The 21,790-nt window shown below is 46.9% G+C and carries 19 protein-coding genes and 1 tRNA gene; 13 read left to right on the plus strand and 7 right to left on the minus strand.

Annotation, left to right across the window (positions count from 1 at the left end):
- Positions 1 to 8: 8 nt before the first annotated feature.
- Positions 9 to 476, minus strand: coding sequence for an Arm DNA-binding domain-containing protein (locus tag Q4A89_RS08720; RefSeq protein WP_303184957.1), 468 nt, complete (start codon positions 474 to 476; stop codon positions 9 to 11).
- A 416-nt stretch (positions 477 to 892) separates the two neighbouring features.
- Positions 893 to 965, minus strand: a tRNA-Phe gene (locus Q4A89_RS08725).
- Between the two features lie 296 nt (positions 966 to 1,261).
- Here Q4A89_RS08725 and Q4A89_RS08730 point away from each other — a divergent pair.
- Positions 1,262 to 2,566 carry an anaerobic C4-dicarboxylate transporter family protein gene (locus Q4A89_RS08730; RefSeq protein WP_303184959.1) on the plus strand — a complete coding sequence of 435 codons (1,305 nt, stop codon included), beginning with the start codon at positions 1,262 to 1,264 and terminating at the stop codon, positions 2,564 to 2,566.
- A gap of 34 nt (positions 2,567 to 2,600) precedes the next feature.
- Here the strand turns inward: Q4A89_RS08730 and Q4A89_RS08735 are convergent, their stop codons facing one another.
- Together Q4A89_RS08735 and Q4A89_RS08740 are read right to left on the minus strand one after the other, a co-directional pair.
- The gene (locus Q4A89_RS08735) at positions 2,601 to 3,542 is read right to left on the minus strand and encodes a ketopantoate reductase family protein (RefSeq protein ID WP_303184960.1); all 942 of its coding nucleotides are present in this window, start codon (positions 3,540 to 3,542) and stop codon (positions 2,601 to 2,603) included.
- 12 nt (positions 3,543 to 3,554) lie between these two features.
- Entirely contained in the window at positions 3,555 to 4,145 is a 591-nt protein-coding gene (locus Q4A89_RS08740; RefSeq protein WP_303184961.1) for an aminodeoxychorismate/anthranilate synthase component II, read from the minus strand.
- Positions 4,146 to 4,203: 58 nt separating this feature from the next.
- Between Q4A89_RS08740 and Q4A89_RS08745 the strand changes: the two genes are divergently transcribed.
- From Q4A89_RS08745 to Q4A89_RS08795, 11 genes are all read left to right on the plus strand, one after another.
- Entirely contained in the window at positions 4,204 to 5,172 is a 969-nt protein-coding gene (locus Q4A89_RS08745) for an aminodeoxychorismate synthase component I (protein WP_303184962.1), read from the plus strand.
- 27 nt (positions 5,173 to 5,199) lie between these two features.
- Positions 5,200 to 5,799, plus strand: a complete 600-nt coding sequence (locus tag Q4A89_RS08750) for an aminotransferase class IV (protein ID WP_368389504.1) — start codon at positions 5,200 to 5,202, stop codon at positions 5,797 to 5,799.
- 363 nt (positions 5,800 to 6,162) lie between these two features.
- On the plus strand, positions 6,163 to 8,874 hold the full coding sequence (gene hpdB, locus Q4A89_RS08755) for a 4-hydroxyphenylacetate decarboxylase large subunit (RefSeq protein WP_303184965.1): 2,712 nt from the start codon (positions 6,163 to 6,165) through the stop codon (positions 8,872 to 8,874).
- A gap of 51 nt (positions 8,875 to 8,925) precedes the next feature.
- Positions 8,926 to 9,189, plus strand: coding sequence for a 4-hydroxyphenylacetate decarboxylase small subunit (gene hpdC / locus Q4A89_RS08760; protein WP_303184966.1), 264 nt, complete (start codon positions 8,926 to 8,928; stop codon positions 9,187 to 9,189).
- 117 nt (positions 9,190 to 9,306) lie between these two features.
- Entirely contained in the window at positions 9,307 to 10,548 is a 1,242-nt protein-coding gene (locus Q4A89_RS08765) for a nitrate/nitrite transporter (protein WP_303184967.1), read from the plus strand.
- Positions 10,549 to 10,660: 112 nt separating this feature from the next.
- Entirely contained in the window at positions 10,661 to 11,608 is a 948-nt protein-coding gene (locus Q4A89_RS08770; protein ID WP_303184968.1) for a glycyl-radical enzyme activating protein, read from the plus strand.
- A 396-nt stretch (positions 11,609 to 12,004) separates the two neighbouring features.
- Positions 12,005 to 12,934 carry an RluA family pseudouridine synthase gene (locus Q4A89_RS08775; protein WP_303184969.1) on the plus strand — a complete coding sequence of 310 codons (930 nt, stop codon included), beginning with the start codon at positions 12,005 to 12,007 and terminating at the stop codon, positions 12,932 to 12,934.
- 54 nt (positions 12,935 to 12,988) lie between these two features.
- Positions 12,989 to 13,372, plus strand: a complete 384-nt coding sequence (locus Q4A89_RS08780) for a co-chaperone GroES family protein (protein ID WP_303184970.1) — start codon at positions 12,989 to 12,991, stop codon at positions 13,370 to 13,372.
- A 16-nt stretch (positions 13,373 to 13,388) separates the two neighbouring features.
- A complete protein-coding gene (locus Q4A89_RS08785) occupies positions 13,389 to 14,201 on the plus strand; it encodes a sulfide/dihydroorotate dehydrogenase-like FAD/NAD-binding protein (RefSeq protein ID WP_303184971.1) in 813 nt (270 codons plus the stop codon).
- Entirely contained in the window at positions 14,198 to 15,676 is a 1,479-nt protein-coding gene (gltA, locus tag Q4A89_RS08790) for an NADPH-dependent glutamate synthase (RefSeq protein WP_303184973.1), read from the plus strand. Before Q4A89_RS08785 ends, gltA begins: the two co-directional genes overlap by 4 nt.
- 142 nt (positions 15,677 to 15,818) lie before the next feature.
- Positions 15,819 to 16,253 (plus strand): copper resistance protein NlpE, encoded by a 435-nt coding sequence (locus tag Q4A89_RS08795; protein WP_303184974.1) that lies wholly within the window; start codon positions 15,819 to 15,821, stop codon positions 16,251 to 16,253.
- A 325-nt stretch (positions 16,254 to 16,578) separates the two neighbouring features.
- Here the strand turns inward: Q4A89_RS08795 and galK are convergent, their stop codons facing one another.
- From galK to Q4A89_RS08810, 3 genes are all read right to left on the minus strand, one after another.
- Entirely contained in the window at positions 16,579 to 17,718 is a 1,140-nt protein-coding gene (galK, locus tag Q4A89_RS08800) for a galactokinase (protein WP_303184975.1), read from the minus strand.
- Positions 17,719 to 17,792: 74 nt separating this feature from the next.
- Complete coding sequence (locus Q4A89_RS08805; protein WP_303184976.1) at positions 17,793 to 19,100, minus strand: MFS transporter; 1,308 nt, start codon at positions 19,098 to 19,100, stop codon at positions 17,793 to 17,795.
- A gap of 54 nt (positions 19,101 to 19,154) precedes the next feature.
- Positions 19,155 to 20,237: an aldose epimerase family protein gene (locus Q4A89_RS08810; protein WP_303184978.1), complete on the minus strand. Its 1,083-nt coding sequence runs from the start codon at positions 20,235 to 20,237 to the stop codon at positions 19,155 to 19,157.
- 183 nt (positions 20,238 to 20,420) lie between these two features.
- Between Q4A89_RS08810 and Q4A89_RS08815 the strand changes: the two genes are divergently transcribed.
- Positions 20,421 to 21,665, plus strand: a complete 1,245-nt coding sequence (locus Q4A89_RS08815; RefSeq protein WP_303184979.1) for a hypothetical protein — start codon at positions 20,421 to 20,423, stop codon at positions 21,663 to 21,665.
- Positions 21,666 to 21,790 lie beyond the last annotated feature (125 nt).

Raw genomic sequence — 21,790 nt, forward strand, 5'->3', positions numbered from 1 at the left:
TCCAAGTTTTACAAGGCGAAGAAAATTGGGCTTTTTAAGGGATGACTAAATAACCTTTTTGTAACCTCGTATCTGCGATACGTCGCATAGCTTAGAGTAATACCGATTTGTTCCTTTACGTCCCCATTGACTTTTCCAAATAGAGAAGAAATCTTTCCAAATTCTTCTTTTTTACCCAAATACTCAGACTTTATGCGATCCAAAGAAATGTCCGGATCATACTGTTGACGATGAAAGATCAGCTGAAGAGTCGATTGGACTTGCTCGAGTTGCTGATTGATTTGCAGGATTTCTGCCGTTCGTCCTTTAAGACGTAGCTTTTTGTTGTCCCATAGCTCAGGAACAATAGAGATTCCGACAGCCCCGATATTGATCCGTTCATTGTTCAGATAAATTCGTAACATTAGAGGTATCTTCCCTTCTTTGTTTCGATAATTGCTTCTAAGATAGAATGCCACTTTGAAAATCTTTTTCATACATTAAATTGCTTTATGCCTTATCGTACTACCTGCTTAACCTTTCCCCGATTATAGATACATTTCTTGAAAAAATGTAGCCGAAATGATTAAAGACTACTTATCCATTCCAGGTGAAGTGCGCCTACGTAATCGATACTGCAAAGTTCTACATAAGTATTATATATCAACAATTTAAGATGCATCTTATGGCGTTCTGATATGTGTCTGTGGCTACATTTTTTGAAGTTCAATTTTCTGTAGCCCAATTGTAGCCGTAATGGGACACTTTTCTGACACAAACTATGGTCTGGCGTGTGTCTGAACTTGGGATATAAGAAAAAATAAAAACGTCTTAGCATATTGATACTAAGACGTTTTTGAATTTTAATTTTCTTAAATTCCGGTTTGTTATTGTTTCTCCGAATTTGTTAAAGTGGTGCCACCAGGAATCGAACCGGGGACACAAGGATTTTCAGTCCTTTGCTCTACCAACTGAGCTATGGCACCTTGTCTCTTGACGGGTGCAAAGATAGAGCAAATTTTAATTTCCACAAACTTTTTATCAAGAAAAGTCTGATCACAAATTGAAAACTCTTACGAACATCAAGATTTCGTGAATATTATACACATTGCAAATGGAAACGTCTCTCTCCTTACAGCAGTTATCGAATCGAACAGAAGTTTTCCTGCCACTAAAAGATGGATACGCATGCCCTAATCACAAACATAGAAAATACACTTTCAGGAGCGCGAATAAGCAAAATATCATGTACATTTGCGACTTCGGAAAGTAAAAGCATATTATGATTCTTCAGTTAGTTATTGTATTGGCAGCAATTGTCATAGGAGCACGCAAAGGAGGGATCGGTTTGGGAGTAGCCGGTGGTCTCGGATTGGCGGTACTAACGTTCGGCTTCGGGCTTCGTCCAACCTCGCCCCCTATCGACGTGATGTTGATGATTGCCGCGGTCATTGCGGCAGCAAGTTGCATGCAGGCAGCCGGCGGGTTAGATCTGATGGTCAAATGGGCCGAGCGCCTGTTGCGGCGGCATCCGCAACATATCACCTTGCTCAGTCCTCTCGTAACGTACCTCTTCACGTTTCTTGCCGGAACGGGACACGTGGCATACTCTGTATTGCCGGTGATTGCCGAAGTAGCCGCAGAGACCAAAGTTCGTCCGGAACGTCCGCTCGGCATTGCCGTCATCGCCTCGCAACAGGCCATCACGGCCAGCCCCATCTCGGCGGCAACGGTTGCTATGCTGAGTATGCTGGCAGGATATGACATCACTCTGACCGACATCATGATGATTGCCGTACCATGCACACTGACGGGCGTTTTGGTCGGTGCGCTCTATTCCATGAAGGTAGGCAAGGAACTTACCGACGATCCGTATTATCAGCGCCGACTTGCAGAAGGAGCTTTTGAAGGAAGACATCATCATACACGCGAGGTAGAGAATCCTCGTGGCGCCTTGCTTTCGGTCGTTCTATTCCTGCTGGCGACGGCCGGCATTGTCGTTTTCGGTTCGTCGGCAACGCTGCGTCCCGTATTTCATACCGACGAAGGGACAGTTTCGATGCAGATGGCGCATATCATCGAGATTCTGATGCTCTCAGCAGCCGCCCTGATTCTTATCGGGACTCGCACGGACGGCATTCGAGCCGTGCAGGGTTCGGTCTTTTCAGCCGGCATGCAGGCTGTCATTGCCATATTCGGTATCGCATGGATGGGCGACACATTTATCTCGGGCAACATGACCGCACTGAAAGGCGGCATCGAAGAATATGTAACAACGATGCCATGGCTGTTCGGGCTGGCGCTGTTCGTGATGTCCGTGCTGCTTTTTAGTCAGGCGGCTACCGTTCGGGCCATGCTGCCGCTCGGTATCGCGCTGGGCCTATCGCCATGGATGCTGATCGCGTTGTTTCCGGCCGTCAACGGTTACTTTTTTATCCCGAATTACCCGACGGTGGTGGCAGCCATCAGCTTCGACCGCACCGGCACGACACGTATCGGAAAATACGTGCTAAATCATTCCTTTATGATTCCCGGACTGATCGCAACAGGCGTATCCGTCGGGCTGGGCCTCCTGCTCGTGCTGTAATAAAATCTGAGGGAACAAGTCTCCCCGACGTTTTTTATGCTCCGCTCTTCGAACGGTTCGCTTTTGACAGAAGCGCCTCATAAATTTTGCGATACGTCGGGACAGGAACACCCAGTCGATCGCCCTCTCGAACGAGGTATCCGCAAAGACTTTCGAGCTCCGTTTTTCCGCCTGCCATAAAATCGCGGTGCATGGAGGTTGTCGTTGTCAAATCGTTTTTCCAAAAATGATCAAGTACATGCTGACACATTTCCTCCGAGATATCGATCCCGTTAGCTTGAGCTACCGCGATAGCTTCCCTGAGCAGTGAGCGGAATGTCTCCGTTTCCGTCTCAATAACTACCCGCGTAGGCTTGTCAAAGTACGATGTAGAACTCGCCGAAGCCGAAATCAAAATATATTTCTTCCAAACCTGATAGAGAATATCCTCCCGACTTTCGCCGTTGATACCTGCCGCTTGAAGAATCCCCTCCAACTCTTTTTCGCGCGGATGACGAGCGGCAGGACTTCCGAAATACATCTTCGGGTTCTCCAGCGCATTTTCAATCACACCCGCACCGGCTTTCATCGCCACGATATAAGTCAACCCGCACCAAACCTCGTTCTTGGGAACTACGGCTGCAATTCTCTCCCATATATTCGCTCCGTTGAGCAGAGGCACAATAATCGTATTCCTATCGATGGCAGGGAGGAGGGAACGGATGTTTTCTTCAAGGTCGTAATCTTTCGTGCAACAGAGGATATAGTCTGCCTTAACGCCCAACTCTTCTGCCCTATCCGACAATCCTTTGGGGCGAACGGTGAAATTTTCCCACGTCGATTGAATACGCAGGCCGTCCCGCTCAATAGCGTCCTTGTGTTTTCCGCGAGCGATAAAATAAATCGCGACGTCCTCACTCGCAGCATAGGCCTGCGCCAGTTTCCCTCCGTAGTAACCGCCAACGCCTCCCAGTCCCGAGATTAAAATATTTATCATAAAATAAGCATATTATAAAGATGAAATCCAATTATCAATCATATTTTTTCCCGCCGTCGTCATGATCGATTCGGGATGAAACTGAACGCTGCGCACAGGATAACGCCGATGGCGAAAGGCCATGATCTGCCCCTTATCGTCTACGGCTGTCGTCAGCAGTTCTTCAGGGCAATCCTCCTGCCGGACAATCCACGAATGGTAATGTCCGATCGTACTTCCATCCTCGATACCCCGGAATAACAGCTCGTCGGGCTCGGTAATAAAGAGGGGCGACGTGTGTCCGTGAAGCGGATGTTCGAGCCTTGTCAACCGCCCTCCGAACACTTCGGCGATAGCCTGATGACCGAGACAAATGCCCAGTATCGGCGTATCTCTGTATGTTTCTTCGATCAGGCGACAGAGCATTCCGGCTTCGCACGGAAGCCCCGGCCCGGGCGAAAGCAGGATGCCTTTATAGCCAATGCTCTGCTCCAGAGCAATGCATTCGTTCCGAACGATATCGTACGTGCAATGCCCGTTTTCTTCGATCATTTGCACAAGATTATACACAAATGAGTCGTGATTGTCTACAATCAACAGATGTTTAGGATGTATCGCTTCCACTCCGCAAAAGTAGAACGAAAACACCTACAAGTCCAAGTTTTTTCGATATTTTTGCAACATGAAAAAAGCGGAAGAAGTCATTTGGATGATGAATCAGGCAGGGGCTGAAGGAAGCCCGTTTGTTTTCGGGCTGGACTTTGAGCTGTGCCGGGGATTCTTTATCCCTAACCCTCTCGAACAGCAGAAAGTGCTCTTCGATTTTCACGGCTTCTCCAACTGCCAACCGAAAACAACAGCCTATTCCGACTATCGGTTTGATAAATATCCCGAAACACAAGCTGAATACGCTCGCCGCTTCTCAATCGTCCGCAAAGGATTGCTTCACGGCGACTCTTTCCTGACGAATCTAACGGTCAAGACACCCATAGAAACCAATGCGCCGCCAAAAGAGATTTTTCGGCGTGCCGAAGCTTTCTATAAAATCTACGTTCCCCATACTTTTCTCTGCTTCTCGCCCGAGCGCTTTGTGAAAATAGAAGCAGGTATCATCTCTTCCAACCCGATGAAAGGTACGATCGACGCCCGCATTCCCGATGCAGCGACGAAGATATTAAGTGATTACAAAGAACTTTCCGAACATTATACCATTGTCGACCTGATACGAAACGATCTCTCCATGGTAGCCTCTAACGTACGGGTGGAACGGTTTCGATATATCGACCGTATCGAAACGTCCGGCGGGCCTATCCTCGAAGTCAGCTCCGAGATAAAAGGCAACCTTCCGGAAGACTGGAAAAGTCGCTTGGGAGATATCATCCGCACACTGCTGCCTGCCGGCTCCATCTGCGGCGCCCCCAAAGAAGCAACTCTTGAACTGATACGGAGCGCAGAAGATGCGCCTCGCGGCTTTTATACGGGAGTGTCCGGCTATTTCGATGGTAGAAGTCTTGACTCGGCTGTGCTTATCCGTTTTATCGATTTGGAGAGTTCGCCGTTTGTGTATCGCAGCGGAGGAGGAATAACCGTAAACAGCAAGATGAAAGACGAGTACGACGAGGTGGTGAGAAAAGTATATCTGCCTTTTTAAAACGACGTACCTCGGACAACAAATACGATGAAATTCCTCGAAACAATCGCAATCAGAAACGGCCGTATCATGAACAGAGACGGCCATCTGAAACGGATGCGGGAAACAGCCGCACATTTCGGCTTTCTCCCACCAGACCTGCCTGACCTCTCGCTCATCACACCACCCTCCTTCACATCCGGGCTGACAAAATGCAGACTGCTCTACGACCGGTTTATCCGAGACATCCGCTTCGAGGCTTATATTCCCAGACAAATATCCTCCCTGATTGCTGTCGAGGCCAACGACCTCGATTATGCCTTCAAATATGCGGACAGAAGTGCCTTGGTATACGACGAGTGGAAGCATAAAGGCTTCGATGAAGTACTCTTTTTAAAAGATGGATTTCTAACCGATACATCCTTTTCCAATGTCGTACTGAGAAAAGGGAATGAATACATTACCCCGGAAACGTACCTTCTAAACGGTACCCAAAGACAGTTTTTGCTGAAAGCGGGATGTATCAAAGAAGCCCCGATACATATCGCAGAATTGAAACAGTACGACGAACTGTTCCTGATTAATGCCATGCTGAACCTGACCGAGAATTTGCGTATCCCGATCACAGCTGTTCGCAAGGCAGAATGAAGAGATAACTCTTTCATTAATTTTAGAGCCGGGAAAATCCCGCAATACGAGATGATACATAGAATAAAACCCAACTCACATTGCACAATTTATGTGTAATACTTATAAATAATCATAAATATTGCAGACTTATTTGCTTTTTGCTATTCATTTCTGTTTATTTGCAATCGTGACTTTGATTCTTTGAAATTATTTTTGATTAATTCCTTAACCGGTTTTTTGAAATTAATATATTGATTTGTGACCATGCTGCTTTTTGCAGCGTACCTTTTAGATTCGTTTTTTAACGATATTATTTGACTTATTTAAATTGATGTTACAACCATGTTGTACAACTGATTTATTCATTAAAATCTAATTGTTATGGCTAAAAGTTTCAAAGAAATGCTGGTCGAATCAGGCCAGGAGTTAGAATTTCAATCGGGTGGAAAGGCACCGGACCATCTGGTTGACAGAGAGTTTAAATGGGAGCCTCATCCCCGAGTTGCGAAATTAAAGGGAATTTATATGGATTCGTTGTCGTCGACGAATAATGAATTTCCTTACTGGTATACCCGGGAATATTTTCAGGGCGATAATGAGGTGCCGGTTATTCGGAGAGCCAGAGCACTGAAATGTGCATTCTCTCATTTGACACCGGTAATTTTCCCGGGAGAATTGTTGACCATGCGTAAAGGCGCTTTCATGCGCGCTTCTTTCCCCATGCCATGGTTGTCCGAAGGATTTTACATGGCCAACGAATCAAAATTTTATCAAGAAGCCTTGAAACGAGGTTCGGCCAGTGTAGATGAGCATTCTACTTTCGGTCAGGGCGGAGGAAACGTGACGAAGAGTTTCGGCAAAGTCATCTCTATTGCCGGAAAATTCGGCATGCGTCAGGAAGAAATTCCCATGTTGCTGGAGCTTGCCAGAATGTGGGAGGGAAAATCGGTCGATGACTTGGGGAACAAATACGAAAGAATGGTTCCCGACTATGATGTAAAAGAAGCCATTATGCGTTCGGTTGTTTGTATGTTCGACTCCGGTTTTACTCTACCTCAAGGACGTGAAGTCATCAATTATTATTATCCGCTGGAATATGGCTTCGAAGGCATTAAGGAGATTGCTCGCGAAAAGATTGAAGAGGTAGCCGGTCGTGCCGATGGAGACGGCATGGTGGGGATGAATCGTCTGTATAATTATCAGGCAATTATTCTGGCAATTGAAGGTATTCAAGCATGGATTCATAACTATGGGAAACATGCTACATGGCTGGCTGAACGTGAAAAAGATCCGATACAGAAGAAAGAGTATGAAGAAATGGCCGACAGATTGTTCTGGATTGAAAAGTATCAACCGAGAACATTCATCGAAGCTTTTCAGATGATCGAAACTCTTCATTTCGCGGTATTGAACGAAGACGCCATATCCGGACTTTCTCCCGGCAGAATCGGTCAGGTTCTTTATCCCTGGTTTGAGCAGGATATTGAAGCCGGCAGAATCACGGAAGACCAAGTATTGGAATTATGTGAGCAGGACCGCGTAATCAAGACTTCTATCGACTGTTTTGCCTCTGTGGGTGTAGTCGGAGGTGTACTTTCCGGAAATACTTTTAACACCGTATCTATCGGAGGAGTTGACCGTAAAGGTAAAACAGCGGTTAATCGTCTTGAGTATCTGATCTTGAAAGCAGGAGGAACAAACGCCATGCCTCAATCTACCTTGGCGTTACTCTATGACGAGACTCTGCCGAAAGATTTCCTTGCCTTGGCTGCAGATGTAATTAAAATCGGAAGCGGATATCCGGCCTTTATGAACAATCATATTGGAGAAAAGTTTATTTTAAGTCAGTATGCTGCGGAAGGAATGACGGTTGAAGAAGCTCGTGCGTGGGCAATCGGCGGCTGTCTGGAAACGTCTCCGGGTTGTTGGAAACCTCTTCATCTGAATAATAAAGAATATTGGATTCCGGGAGGATGCGGTCAGCCTACGTCCGTAGGAGTTCACTTTATTTCTCAACCTAAAGTGCTCGAGCTCGTATTGTTTAACGGCGTCGACCAACGTACGGGAAACCGGGTATATCCGGCACACAACAAAAAACTTGAAACATACGAAGAGCTTGTTGAGCAATATAAGGCATACTGGCAAAAGACAGTCGATATTCTTTGTCTGTGTAACAACATTCAGCATGATATCTGGCGGAAGAACAACATGAGTATCGTCAACTCACTGCTTAAGCCGGACTGTCTGGATAAAGGACATCTGATCAATGAGCTGGGATACCGGTATAACGCAACATTCAATGTAGAAAGTGCCGGAAATATCACCTTCATTAACAGTATGGCAGCTTTGAAGAAACTCGTATACGACGACAAGAAGTATACGCTGGATCAAATGAGAGATGCCTTTATGAATAATTTCGGGTTTAAAACGGCTCAAGAGATTGGTAAATTCTCTCTCCTGGAACAGGAAAAAGCGAGCGACTCCACGAAGTACGATCGGATGCATTTCGATTGCTTGAATGCGCCTAAATACGGAAATGACATTCCTTACGTCGACAACATTCTGCTCGGTTGGGAAGATTGGTTCTGTGATGATTGTCGGAAGTACGAATCGCTGTATGCTCATCCACTGTATGCTTGCCAGATTTCCGTGTCTACTCACGGTGCAATGGGTTCGGCTACAATGGCCTCTGCCGACGGGCGCTTGCAGGGAACGACTTTTGCCGATGCTTCCATGTCGGCTTATCCGGGAACAGATAAGAACGGGCCATTTGCATTAATGAACTCTGCGACAATTTGGGATCATTCCATGTCACAAAATTCACAGTTGAATATCAAGATTCATCCTTCTGCCATTCAAGGTCAGGAAGGAGCGAAAAAGTTGATTGACATATCAAGCAGTTATATGCGAGAAGGAGGATTCCACGTACAGTACAATATTGTCGATTCTAAAGTCTTGAAAGATGCTCAGGCACATCCCGAAAATTATCGTGATCTGATGGTGCGTGTTGCCGGCTTCACACAATATTGGGTAGAAATCGGTAAGCAAGTTCAAGACGAATTGATTGCAAGAACCGAATATGAATCGCTATAATCAATCAATTGGTCTAATTTTCATTCATTGTTAATATTAAAAATAAAGATTATGGAAGAAAGAATTTATAAAAACAGTCTGAATTATATTCCGATTGATGTAGCAAAAGGCATTGATAGGAACACGGGAAAACGCGTCAATGCAGATGATGTGGACCCCAATTATGAGCGTATGCCCAAGTGTATGCATTGTGAAAATTTCACACTCAACAAGGAGAAAATCGGCTTGGGTCTTTGTCGGATGGGTAAGGAATTTATTGCTTACCCTGATATGGCAGCAATTACTTGTGTAGGTTACAAGGAAAGAGTGTCATAACATGATCGAAATATAGGGAGGAGCCTTCTCTCTCCCTATATTTTTTATCTGGTCAACAATTAATTAACTTTGAACACATGAATTATGGAATTATCAAATAAGTCTAAAAGATATGGAATGATGGTTGTAGGCGCTTCGTGGTTAGCCGTATTCTGTTTATTCGGATACAGGGCGACGTTCGCCATGTTAAAGGAACCTATGGCTACAGAGCTGGGATGGACACAGGCTGAGGTGACTCTCGGATATTCTCTTATGATGACAGTCTATGCAATTGTGGCATTCTTCGCCGGAATGATATTGGACAAATGGGGAACCAAGCCGGTATATGCTATTGCCGCGGTATTCGGAGGATTAGGGTTTTATCTAACAAGTCTGGTAAGCTTTCATTGGGCCTATCTTTTTACTTTTGGTGTTCTTGCCGGTATAGCAACCGGTATGCTTTGGGTTACATCTACCGTTTCGGTACGGAAATGGTATGTTGGAAAAACGTATGGTACGATGTGGGGCATCGCATTTGCCGGGGCCCCGATGGCTCAATGGTTACTTGCCGAAGTGGTGAAGGCTTCGACAAACAATAATAATACATGGCGCACCACAATGGTAATACTGGCGATTATTATTTTTGTCTTGCTTGTGCTTGCCGTTATCTTGGCTAAAAGAAATCCCGAATATTATGGGCTTAAGCCTCATGGAGAGTTACCGGCTTCAGTTGCCGGAAGTGTGCCTGTAGAAAAAGATTGGACCGTTAAGGAGGCCTATTCCAAATATCCGATTTGGGGAGCCATTCTGATGTTTCTTACCAGTATGATGGCCGAATTTCTGATCTGGACACAAGTTGTTAGTTTCTGGATAAAAGATAAGGGGTGGAGCGATGCCAGTGCAATTAATGTATATAAGACCATCGGCATTATCGGTATCTTCAGTATGCCGTTATTAGGCATCTTCGGAGATAAGATTGTAGAAAAACTAAAGAATGAAGTGAAGGGCCGGAAGATTATGCTTATTATAGGTCCGCTGGTCGGTCTGATTGCCTGCTTGTTCTTATTAGCGTGCGAAAGTAAAGTGACGTTTGTCGCCTACTTGGCGGCTGCCATTTTCGCCATTTACTGGGCAATCGTGCCGGGTGGTGTCGTTGGATATACCGGATCGATCTATGGACGAAAAACATTGGGCAAAATATGGGGATTGGCTACGTTGATCGTCATGGGAATCGGACCGTTTCTCGGTTCCTTTATCGGCGGATGGTTGAAGGATGTAAGCGGTAGTTATACGTATTCGATTTACTATGCTATCGGCTCGTTTGTTCTTTCCGCATTATTGGCTATTTCTTTACCGATGAGCATCAAACCATCTAAATAACAGTTTAATCGAAAACAGGAGGCAATTCAGGATTGCGGTTGTTTCACAACAATAACAGCCGCAATTCAATATTGAACGTATCATAAACACAAACAATTCATATCTAATGCTGATGGAGAATAGAGAAAAAGAAGTAAAAGGGTTAATTTTTAGCATTCAGTCATATTCTGTTCATGATGGTCCGGGAACAAGAACAACCGTATTCTTAAACGGTTGTCCGCTGTCGTGTAAATGGTGTTGCAATCCGGAAGGTTTATTCAAGCATCCGGTCATGTTGCACAGTTATGCAAAATGTAAAAAATGTGGAGCTTGTATTCAAGCATGTCCTCATCAGGCCGTGTCGATTGGCAAAGAAGACCAGCTGATATTCGATCGTTTAATCTGTGATACGTGTATGACAAAGGAATGTGTCGATGTTTGTCTACATGAAGGGAATTCCGTTTCGGGAGAATACTATACGATTGATGAGCTGATTCATCGTCTGAATCGCGATCGTCCTTATTGGGGCGATCACGGCGGTGTTACCTTCAGTGGTGGAGAGCCATTGCTACAAAAAGATTTTATCCTTCCCATGTTGAAGGCATGTAAAGAACACTATATGCATGTCTGTATTGAAACAACGGCATGTATCAATTCGGCTTATTGGCTTGAAGTTATCCAATACGTCGACTGGGTTTTCACGGACATCAAGCACATGAATCCGGAGAAACATAAACAAATGGTAGGAGTAGATAATCAACAGATATTAAAAAACATCGGACTGTTAGCTATGGAACAAGACTGGCAAGGGATTGTTGTTCCCCGTATACCTATTATACCCGGTTTTAACGATGATGATGAAAATATAATCCGGACAGCCGAATTCGTCCGCGACATCGGACTCGAAGTCATTAACATTCTGCCTTTTCACCGATGGGGAGAATCGAAGTATCGCCAATTGGGCAAGAAATATCTTTTTGAAGAGCAGGAAAGTCCTACCGAAGAACAAATGGAACATCTTCAGGCATTGATAAAAAGTAAAGACCTACTCTGTTATATTGGCTATAAAACTCCTTTCTAACAAACATTCAACGTAAACAATTCCTTTTTTCTCAAGCGGGAGTTGAGAAAATCGGTGAGAACGTTTGACTTCCGGACATCGACGAAAAACTTAGCAAGTTTCGCGGAAACTTCCGTCCGTCGGCGGAAATCTTAATGAACCGTGCGGAAACTTCCGGACATCGACGGAAAACTTAGCGAGATTCGCGGAGACTTCCGTCCGTCGGCGGACATCTTAATGAACCGCGCGGAAACTTCCGGACACCGGCGGAAGGCTTAGCGAGTTTCGCGGAAACTTCCGGAGAATACCGTTGCGACAAAGTCATTTTAACGCGTCAGCCCGTGACAAAAAAACGTAATCTCCGCCCGATTCGCGGATAATTACGTAACTTTGGCGGCTGTAAAATAAAACGTAAAGATGACATCACAACGAAAGTATAACCGCGGCAACCGCCTCTCGTCGCACAACGAAGCGCTGCCGCGCGGACAGCGTGTAACGGTCAGGCAGGAGACTACTCTGCTCCCCTATCTTTTCGAACTGCTGAAAGACCGGAGCAAAAGTTCGGTTAAAAGTCTGCTCAAACACGGGCAAATATGGGTTAACGGCAAAGTAAAAACACACTTCGACACGCCTTTGCGCCCGGGTGATAAGGTGTTAATCAGCCATGAACGCGCCAAAGTCGCGTTCAACAATCCTTATCTCCGTATTGTCTGGGAAGACGAATCGCTCATTGTGATTGAGAAAAAAGACGGACTGTTATCAGTCTCCGAGTCGCAGGCACAGGAACGCACGGCTTACGCCTTTCTGTCGGGCTATGTGCGCGAACAAGACCCGCGCAATCGGGTATTCGTGCTTCACCGTTTAGACAAGGGCACTTCGGGGCTGATGATGTTTGCACGCAACAAAGGCGTACAGGAGAAACTGCGCAACGACTGGTCCGCCATGATTACGCGCCGCTCGTACGTAGCTGTGGTCGAAGGCAAACCCGACCCGGCACAGGGCAGACTTGTCTCCTATCTGGCCGAAAACAGCCGCATGAAAGTATACTGTACCGACGCCTCGCGCGGCAAGGAAGCCGTGATGCAATATCGTGTGTTACAGAGCAACGACCGCTACTCGCTTGTGGAGTGTGAGTTGGAGACCGGGCGCAAAAACCAGATCCGTGCCCAAATGGAAGAAGCCGGCTATCCGGTAGCCGGCGACCCGAAATACGGAGCAAAGACCGACCCGGCCGAGCGACTGATGCTGCATGCTTTCCGCCTCTCATTCATTCATCCGGTAACAGGGCGTGAATTAGCTTTCGAAACACCTATTCCAGCTGCTTTTCGTGTGCTGGTAAAGGAATAATTTGGCTTCTTTCCATATAAATATTACTTTTGCGTTTGTATAAAAAGAAAAGAAATGCAGTTGTCGATAGAGCATAAAGCGTTTGACAATTTTTTAATGGTGGGAGATAAAGTATTGGTCAAACCTACCAATCCGCAGGTAAAAACAAAATCGGGTTTGTTACTTCCTCCGCTGGTGCAGGAAGGTGAAAAATTACAGACAGGCTACGTTATTCGCATCGGGCCGGGCTATCCGCTTCCTATGCCAACCGACGAAGATGAGCTATGGAAAAAGAAAGACGAGAAACGTTCTTATTTGCCTTTGCAGGCGAAAGAAGGAGATCTGGCCGTCTATTTGCAAAGCTCGGCCTATGAGATCAGCCTGAACGATGAGAAGTACCTGATCTTGCCGCATTCTGCCATTCTAATGTTAGTCAGAGATAAAGAACTATTTGAATAACAAACAAGAGAATATCATGAATCAAATTGTAAGTAAAGAGTATTTTTCTCCTCACGTGGTGAAGCTGGAGGTAGAAGCTCCGCTGATTGCACGCTCGCGTAAGGCAGGACATTTTGTCATTGTCCGTGTAGGCGAAAAAGGAGAACGCATCCCGTTGACGATTGCGGCCTCCGACACGTCGAAAGGTACGATTACGTTGGTCGTTCAGGCCATCGGTCGCTCGTCGAAGAAGCTTTGCGAGCTGAATGCCGGCGAATCGATCACCGATTTAGTCGGTCCATTGGGACAAGCTACCCATATCGAAAAAGTTGGAACGGTAGTCTGTGCCGGCGGCGGAGTCGGAGTCGCCCCCCTGCTACCTATCGTCGAAGCGTTTCATCGTGCCGGAAACCGCGTGATTGTCGTCTTGGCCGCACGAACGAAAGAGTTGGTTATTCTGGAAGAACAAATGCGCGCCTGCTCGGACGAAGTCATGATTATGACCGACGATGGCTCGTACGGGACAAAAGGATTGGTAACGAACGGCGTCGAATCGATCATCAACCGCGAACCTGTCAATTTATGTGTGACCATCGGCCCGGCCATTATGATGAAATTTGTCTCTGAATTGACCAAGAAATATCAAGTGCCGACCGTCGCTTCGCTGAATACGATTATGGTCGACGGAACAGGCATGTGTGGCGCCTGCCGCGTGACCGTAGGCGGACAAACCAAATTCGTCTGTGTCGACGGCCCTGAATTTGACGCACATCAGGTCGATTTCGACGAGATGATGATGCGCCTGAATGCCTATAAAGGAATCGATAAAAAACAACCGGAATCCATATGACAACAGAAGAACTCATTGCTACACGCCGCGCCGAGCCTTGGAGAGAAGCGCTGCGTAAATCGAAGAAGAACAAGGATCGCACCGATATTCCGCGTGTCCGGATGAACGAGCTTGACCCTGACTACCGCAGCCGCAACCACGAAGAAGTCAACCTCGGCCTGACTGCCGACGAAGCCATGCTTGAAGCGCAGCGATGCCTCGACTGCCCCAATCCGACGTGTATGAGCGGATGCCCCGTAAGCATTAACATCCCCACTTTTATCAAGTATATCGAAGCAGGCGATTTCCTCAAAGCCGCCCAAACACTGAAAGAAACAAGCAGTCTGCCGGCTGTCTGCGGACGCGTATGTCCGCAGGAGAAACAGTGCGAAGCGCAGTGCGTGCATCTGAAGATGAAGAAAGAACCCGTAGCCATCGGTTATCTCGAACGGTTCGCGGCAGATTACGAGCGTGAAAGTGGCGAATCTTCGACTCCGGAGATGATGCCGGCCAACGGCATACGTATCGCCGTCGTCGGCTCCGGCCCGGCCGGGCTCTCGTTTGCCGGCGATATGGCCAAACGCGGCTATGACGTGACCGTGTTCGAGGCGCTGCATGAAATCGGCGGTGTATTGAAATACGGGATACCGGAATTCCGTCTGCCTAACCGGATCGTCGAATTCGAAATCGACGGTCTGCGACGCATGGGCGTTCACTTTATCACTAATTGCATTGTGGGCAAAACCATCAGCTACGACGACTTGCATGCCGACGGTTTCAAAGGCATTTTTGTGGCCAGTGGTGCCGGTCTGCCCAATTTCATGAATATCCCGGGCGAGAACCTGATCGGGGTTATGTCGTCGAACGAATACCTGACACGCGTCAACCTGATGTATGCCGCGGCCGAAGATTCCGATACGCCGGTCTTGCAAGGCAAGCACGTGGCTGTCATCGGCGGAGGCAATACGGCGATGGACTCGGTGCGTACGGCACGTCGCTTGGGCGCTTCACGAGCCATGATCGTCTATCGTCGCAGTGAAGAAGAGATGCCCGCACGCCTCGAAGAAATAAAACATGCCAAAGAAGAAGGAATTGAATTTTTGACATTACACAATCCGATCGAATACTTGGGCGACGAAAACGGTCGGGTCAAACAGATGCGCCTGCAGAAGATGGAGCTCGGAGAACCGGATGCCTCCGGACGTCGACGCCCCGTACCGATCGAAGGCGCAGTGGAAACGATCGACGTAGACGAGGTAATCGTCAGTGTCGGCGTCTCTCCGAACCCACTCATTCCAAGAGCATTCGAAGGATTAGAAATCTCGTCAAAAGGCACCATCATTGTGCACGAGGACGATATGCGTTCTTCTCTTCCCGATGTATACGCCGGAGGCGATATCGTGCGTGGCGGAGCCACCGTGATCCTTGCCATGGGTGACGGACGCAGAGCCGCTGCTGCTATGGATCAGGAACTTCAGTCTTCGAACAAGGGCTAATAGCAAACAGCTCTTTTTAAAAAAAAACATTTAAATACCCGAAAAGATACAAAAAACTCACATCTTTTCGGGTATGTCGTAAACATTTTATCGAGAAGTTTGTTTTAGTTGTTGGATTAACTCAACTTAATTATTACATCGTATGAAAAAGAATTTATTTTTTTGGGGAGTCACGGCACTCCTGTTTGGGCTCGTATCTTGCAAACCCGGTAACAAAAATACGGAAACCAGCGAGAACGATCAGATGATTGAAACGGTACAGGCACCCACTTTTGATAAGGCCGGCGTGTATTACGGCGTTCTACCCTGCGCCGATTGCAGTGGCATCGAAACCACCCTTGAAATTATGAGTGACCAAACGTATAAACTGACGCAAGTATATCAGGAAAAAGAAGACGGGCGCTTCGAATCGTCGGGCACGATTGTATGGGACGCTGCCAGCAACATCATCACTTTAGGAGAAGGAGAAGATATGACGAAGTGGCTGATTGAAGGCGACAAGCTTACTATGCTTGACAAAGAAGGGAACAAGCCGACCGGCGAACTGGCCGACAACTACGTGCTTACAAAGAAATAAGCAATAAGAACAGAAAAAGAATCGATAGAGTGACTTTTGCACAACAGTTCGCTTTTGTACATCAGACGGTTACAAGAATAAAGAATTCATTTTACCTCTCAAATTAATCTTCTTTATTTGTAAACGGCCTCAGATGAAGAGAGCAACCGTTCTGTGCAAAAGTTTTTTTATGGAAAAACCTGTGTCAGCAGAAAAGGCTTTTCCGATTTCGATTTACACTGTCCGCCATTTTCTTGGGCATAGTAGTACCCCGTAAAAAAACAAGGCTGCCCGAGAGCGTGATGCTTTTTCTCTCCGGACAGCCCGTTATGAATACTGATTTCCGTTAGTCACACACCTTACGTGCCCCGTCGCTAATCACAACGTCGTACACTTTCGGACTACGGTTATATTTGGCACGATAAGCCTCTTTGGCCTTCGTAACGAACGGCTCGTACAGTTCGTCTTTTACCAGATTGATGGTACAACCGCCGAAACCGCCCCCCATCACGCGCGAACCGGTTACGCCGCACTCACGGGCAATGTCATTGAGGAAATCCAACTCCTCACAGCTTACCTCGTAAAGCTTGCTCATACCTTCGTGCGTCTCGTACATTTTCTTGCCGACCGTCTCATAATCGCCTTTCTCGAGCGCGTCGCAAACATCGAGCACGCGCTGAATTTCTTCAATCACGTATTCGGCACGCATATAATCTTCGTCACTCACTTTGCCTTTCACGGCTTTGAGTTGCTCCAGCGTAGCATCACGCAGGAATTCCACGCCGATGGCACGTGCGACGTTTTCACACGATTCGCGACGTTTGTTATAAGCGGACGACGCAAGTTCGTGCTTCACCACGGTATCGAGCAAAACGAGCTTGTACCCCTTCGGGTCGAACGGGAAATATTGATGTTCGAGCGAACGGCAATCGAGACGCATCAGGCTACCGGCTTTTCCGAAGATCGAGGCAAACTGATCCATAATACCGCATTTCACGCCACAGTAGTTGTGTTCCGTAGCCTGTCCTATTTTAGCCAGTTCAAACTTGTCGATGCCCAGATCGAACATATCGTTCAACGCATAGGCGTACACGCTCTCCAATGCTGCCGACGATGACATGCCTGCGCCCAACGGTACATCGCCTGCAAACGCCGTATTAAACCCTTCGAGCTTTCCGCCGCGCTTAATGATTTCACGACATACGCCGTAGATATAACGTGCCCAGCTTGTGCGCGGCGCGTCAGCTTCTTCAAAACCGAACTCCACATAATCCTTCATGTCGATCGAATAAGCACGAACCTTGTTCGTGCCGTTTCGTTTCAGTTCGGCCATCATGCCCTTGTCGATCGCTCCGGGGAATACGAAACCGCCGTTATAGTCGGTATGTTCGCCAATGAGGTTAATACGTCCCGGAGACGCGTATACGGTGCCGGTAGTGCCGTCGAAATGTTTGATAAACCGGCTTCTTACATGTTCTACTTCCATACTGTTAATCCGTTATTTTATACTTAAAAAAATACCGCTCCTCCTCTTGCGGAGCGAAGCGGCACTTGTCTATCTTAATTCACAGGAATATCTTTATTCACGTTCTTGCAACCGATCAGCGCATAGTAGAGGAGGTAAATCAGCCCGGCTACAATTACCCAGTAGCTGGCCATATACCCTATACCATCTTTCATATCCACAATTGCATTTTGCAACAACGGGAGAATACCTCCACCGCAAACCATCACCATAAAAATACCGGAGGCCTTTTCGGTGTATTTGCCTAATCCTTCAACAGCCAGATTGAAGATACCACCCCACATCACAGAAGTACACAAACCGATCAACACCAATAAAGCTGCGCTTACAGGAACTTGCACCAGTCCGAACAGCCCACTGGCATCATTCTTGAATACAGGCAGATTAATCAATGAGCTGACAGGGGCAAACATGGCCACAAGCGTAAGTACTAATCCTAATCCTGAAGCTACGAGTAACATACTCTTGGCCGATACCTTGCTACCGATCGCAGCTCCGAGCAACCGACCTACGAGCATCAATAACCAATACGTCGCGGTTACGGAGCCGGCAATCGCTTCGGGATTCCCCATGCCATTTAATTGCAACACATCTAAATCAGGGTTTTGTAGCCATTTATTCAATACGTTCGGAATACCTACCTCAACACCGACATATACGAAAATACCTATCGCACCGAGGATAAAATGACGGAAAGATAGCGGGCTGTATTGAGAAGATTCAGAAGACACTTGTTGCTCTTTATCTTTTTCAGGAATAGCTGTCAGCGCAATCACTAAAAAGGCAAAGGCGAAAATAGCCAACGCTGCATACATGAGCGGGAACACGTTGCTAATTTGAGCATTCTTGATCCCTTCCGGAATAAGAATACCTGTCAGAATGATCACAGCCGTACCGCACAACGAATTGAACGAGCCACCGATCTGAATCAATTGGTTTCCTTTATTACCTCCTCCTCCGAGTGAATTCAGCATAGGGTTTACTACCGTATTCAACAAACACATAGAAAAACCTGCAATGAATGCCCCCAGCAGATATACTCCAAAACTTTCCATCGTACCCGAAAGTGTCTGAATGCCTACCCCCGCAAAACCGATAGAAATTGCAATCAATGCTGTCTTCTTATACCCAAATTTTTGCAACAGGTTACCAGCAGGATATCCCATAACGGCATAAGCAATAAAATTGGCAAATACCCCTAATGTTCCCATCCAGTTGGGCACATTGAACTGAAACTTCAAAATGTCTCCCATCGGAGAGGCAAGGTTCGTTACGAACGAAATCATACCGAACAGGAAGATCATTACGATAATTGGTAATGTGTAATTCTTTTTGTCATTCATAATTCATTGTTCTTTTTAGTTTTTTATTAATCTATTATTCTCATAATTATTCCACTAATACTCCACAGAAAATGCGTACACGGTTGTACTTTCAAATACTTCGCCGGGACGAAGCACGGTCGACGGATAGTCGGGTTTGTTGGGACTGTCGGGGAAGTGCTGTGTTTCGAGGCACAAGGCTGCACGCATCGGATAGCGTTGGCCTTTCTTCCCTTCGAAATTACCGGTCATCCAGTTGCCGGTATAGAGTTGTACGCCCGGTTCGGTGGTATAAGTATCCATCACAATGCCGGTCTTGGGCGAAACACATTGGGCGCAAAATACCGGCGGCCCATCGGATGTACGGTTCAAAACATACGTATGGTCATAGCCTTTCCCGATAATCAGCTGCTCAAACGGTTCATCGATACGCTCTCCTACGCGATGAAGCTCGCGGAAATCCATCGGCGTGCCTTCTACGGTTGCCTTCGGGCCGAGCGGGATGGCCGTTTCGTCGGTCGGGAGATAATCATCGGCATCAATCATGAGCAGATGGTCTCCAATCGACGGATCGCCGGCGCCGGACAAATTAAAGTACGAATGATTCGTGAGATTCAGGACGGTAGGTTGGTCGGTCGTTGCATGGTACGCAATGGCCAGTTCGTTGGCATCCGTCCAGTGGTACGTCACTTCAACCGTCAGAGTTCCGGGAAATCCTTCCTCTCCGTCGGCCGAGGTATACTGCAATCTGACGGTCTGTTGATCAACTTGCTCCATGTCCCACACCACGGCATTGAAACCTTTAACACCACCGTGCAGACTGTTAGGTCCGTTGTTAATGGCCAATTTGTCGTAAACCGTTCCGTCGAGCGTAAAACGACCTTTGGCAATACGGTTTCCGTAGCGTCCGCAAATGGCGCCGAAATAAGGCTCTTCGGAAGTGAGGTAATCATGGATCGAACGGTGGCCGGTAACGACATCCGTCAGTTGCCCGTTTTTATCGGGCACCATAAGTGAGACAATTTTAGCACCGTAGTTGGTTACGGTTACTTCGGTGCCTGACTTGTTCGTCAGAATACATAGCGAAGTTTCTTTTCCGTCTATCTGCGTGCGAAAATCTTCCACACGCAGGCCGGATTGTGTTTGATCATTCTCCATAATCAGTCTTTTATCAATTTTGCGTGTAAAATTAGCGTTCTTCTGCTGAATGCGACAACTTAAAAAGATGTTATATAGCATGTTTTTATCAGAGTATTTCGGACGTATCGGTTAAATTTCTGACATTAGCATACATAAGTTCGGCGTAATTTTTTTATGTTTGCATCCGTTTTTTGAAAAGGCATGATACGATTTTACGGTTTACGAGTATTCTTTCTAAGTATGCTGTTTGCAGGGTTCGGCACTCACACGCCTCCGCTACGTGCACAGCTTGCGGAAAAGGTTTTTATGACCGACTACCGGATAAATCCTGAAAATGAGCGCAAGTTGTTTATCGCGGTAGATAATCTCAGTTTTTTCCGGAATGCCGAGAGCACCACGTTCGTACAAAAAGGATATACTCTGCCGGGATTCTGGTTGCAACTTAAAGCGGCATATTATCCTACGGAAAACATCAAGCTGGAAGGCGGCCTTCATTCCATCTGGTTCTGGGGAGCAACTCGTTATCCGGCATTTGCCTATAACGATATCGCGGTCTGGAGAGGAGAAGAGTCGAAGCACAACGTACATTTACTGCCCTATTTGCGGGCTCACGTGGCGTTGTCGGATCAGGTAGACTTGATTTTGGGCGATTTATATGGCGGAAGCAATCATCGTCTGATCGCTCCGCTTTATAATCCGGAGCTAAACTTATCGTCCGACCCGGAGGCGGGACTGCAAATCTTATATCATCCGCGCTGGATGGATATGGATATCTGGCTGAATTGGGAAAGTTTTATTTACAAACTGGATACGCATCAGGAAGCGTTTACGTTCGGTTGGTCTTCGCGGTTTAAGTTCAACTCGCCGGAATCGACCTTTCATGCCTACGCCCAGATACAAGCATTGGCGCAACATCGCGGTGGCGAACTCGATACGATCAGTAATGGACAGTCGGTGCAAACGATGCTGAACGGTGCGACCGGTCTCGGGGTGGACTGGAATGTACGACGCGGCGTGTTGAAGAAACTCAATCTGGAGCTCGACGTAACAGGCTACTATCAGCATGCCGGGAATCTGTGGCCGTTGAAACGCGGCTATGGCTGGTACGGAAGCATGACGGCCGACTTGTCCGACTTCCGCGTGCAGGCTGCTTACTGGAAATGCGACGATTTCATCTCTTTGTTTGGAAATCCTCTCTATGGGGCAATCTCCACCTATTTAGAGGATGCCGTTTACCGAAATCCCCGTATGATTTATACCGGAGCCGAATATACGCGCAAGTTCGGCCGGGAGTTTTCGCTGGGCATCAATGCCGATGCCTTCTATCGGATGGGGACGCGAATAGTCGATCCGCAAAAACGGCACGATGCGGAGGGAGACCGACTGAACTATTCGTTCGGCATTTTTTTTCGGTTCCGTCCTTCGTTCTTGATCAAACGTTTCTGACCAGCGTCATCGGAATCCATCACAACTGTGATTGATTACAATCGGTTTGCGGCGAATCCATCACAACTGTGATTTATTACAAACAATTTGCGGGAGATAAATCACAAAAGGATTTTTAACCAATC

The organism is Tannerella sp., from assembly GCF_030528505.1.
In the GTDB taxonomy this organism is placed as follows: domain Bacteria; phylum Bacteroidota; class Bacteroidia; order Bacteroidales; family Tannerellaceae; genus Tannerella.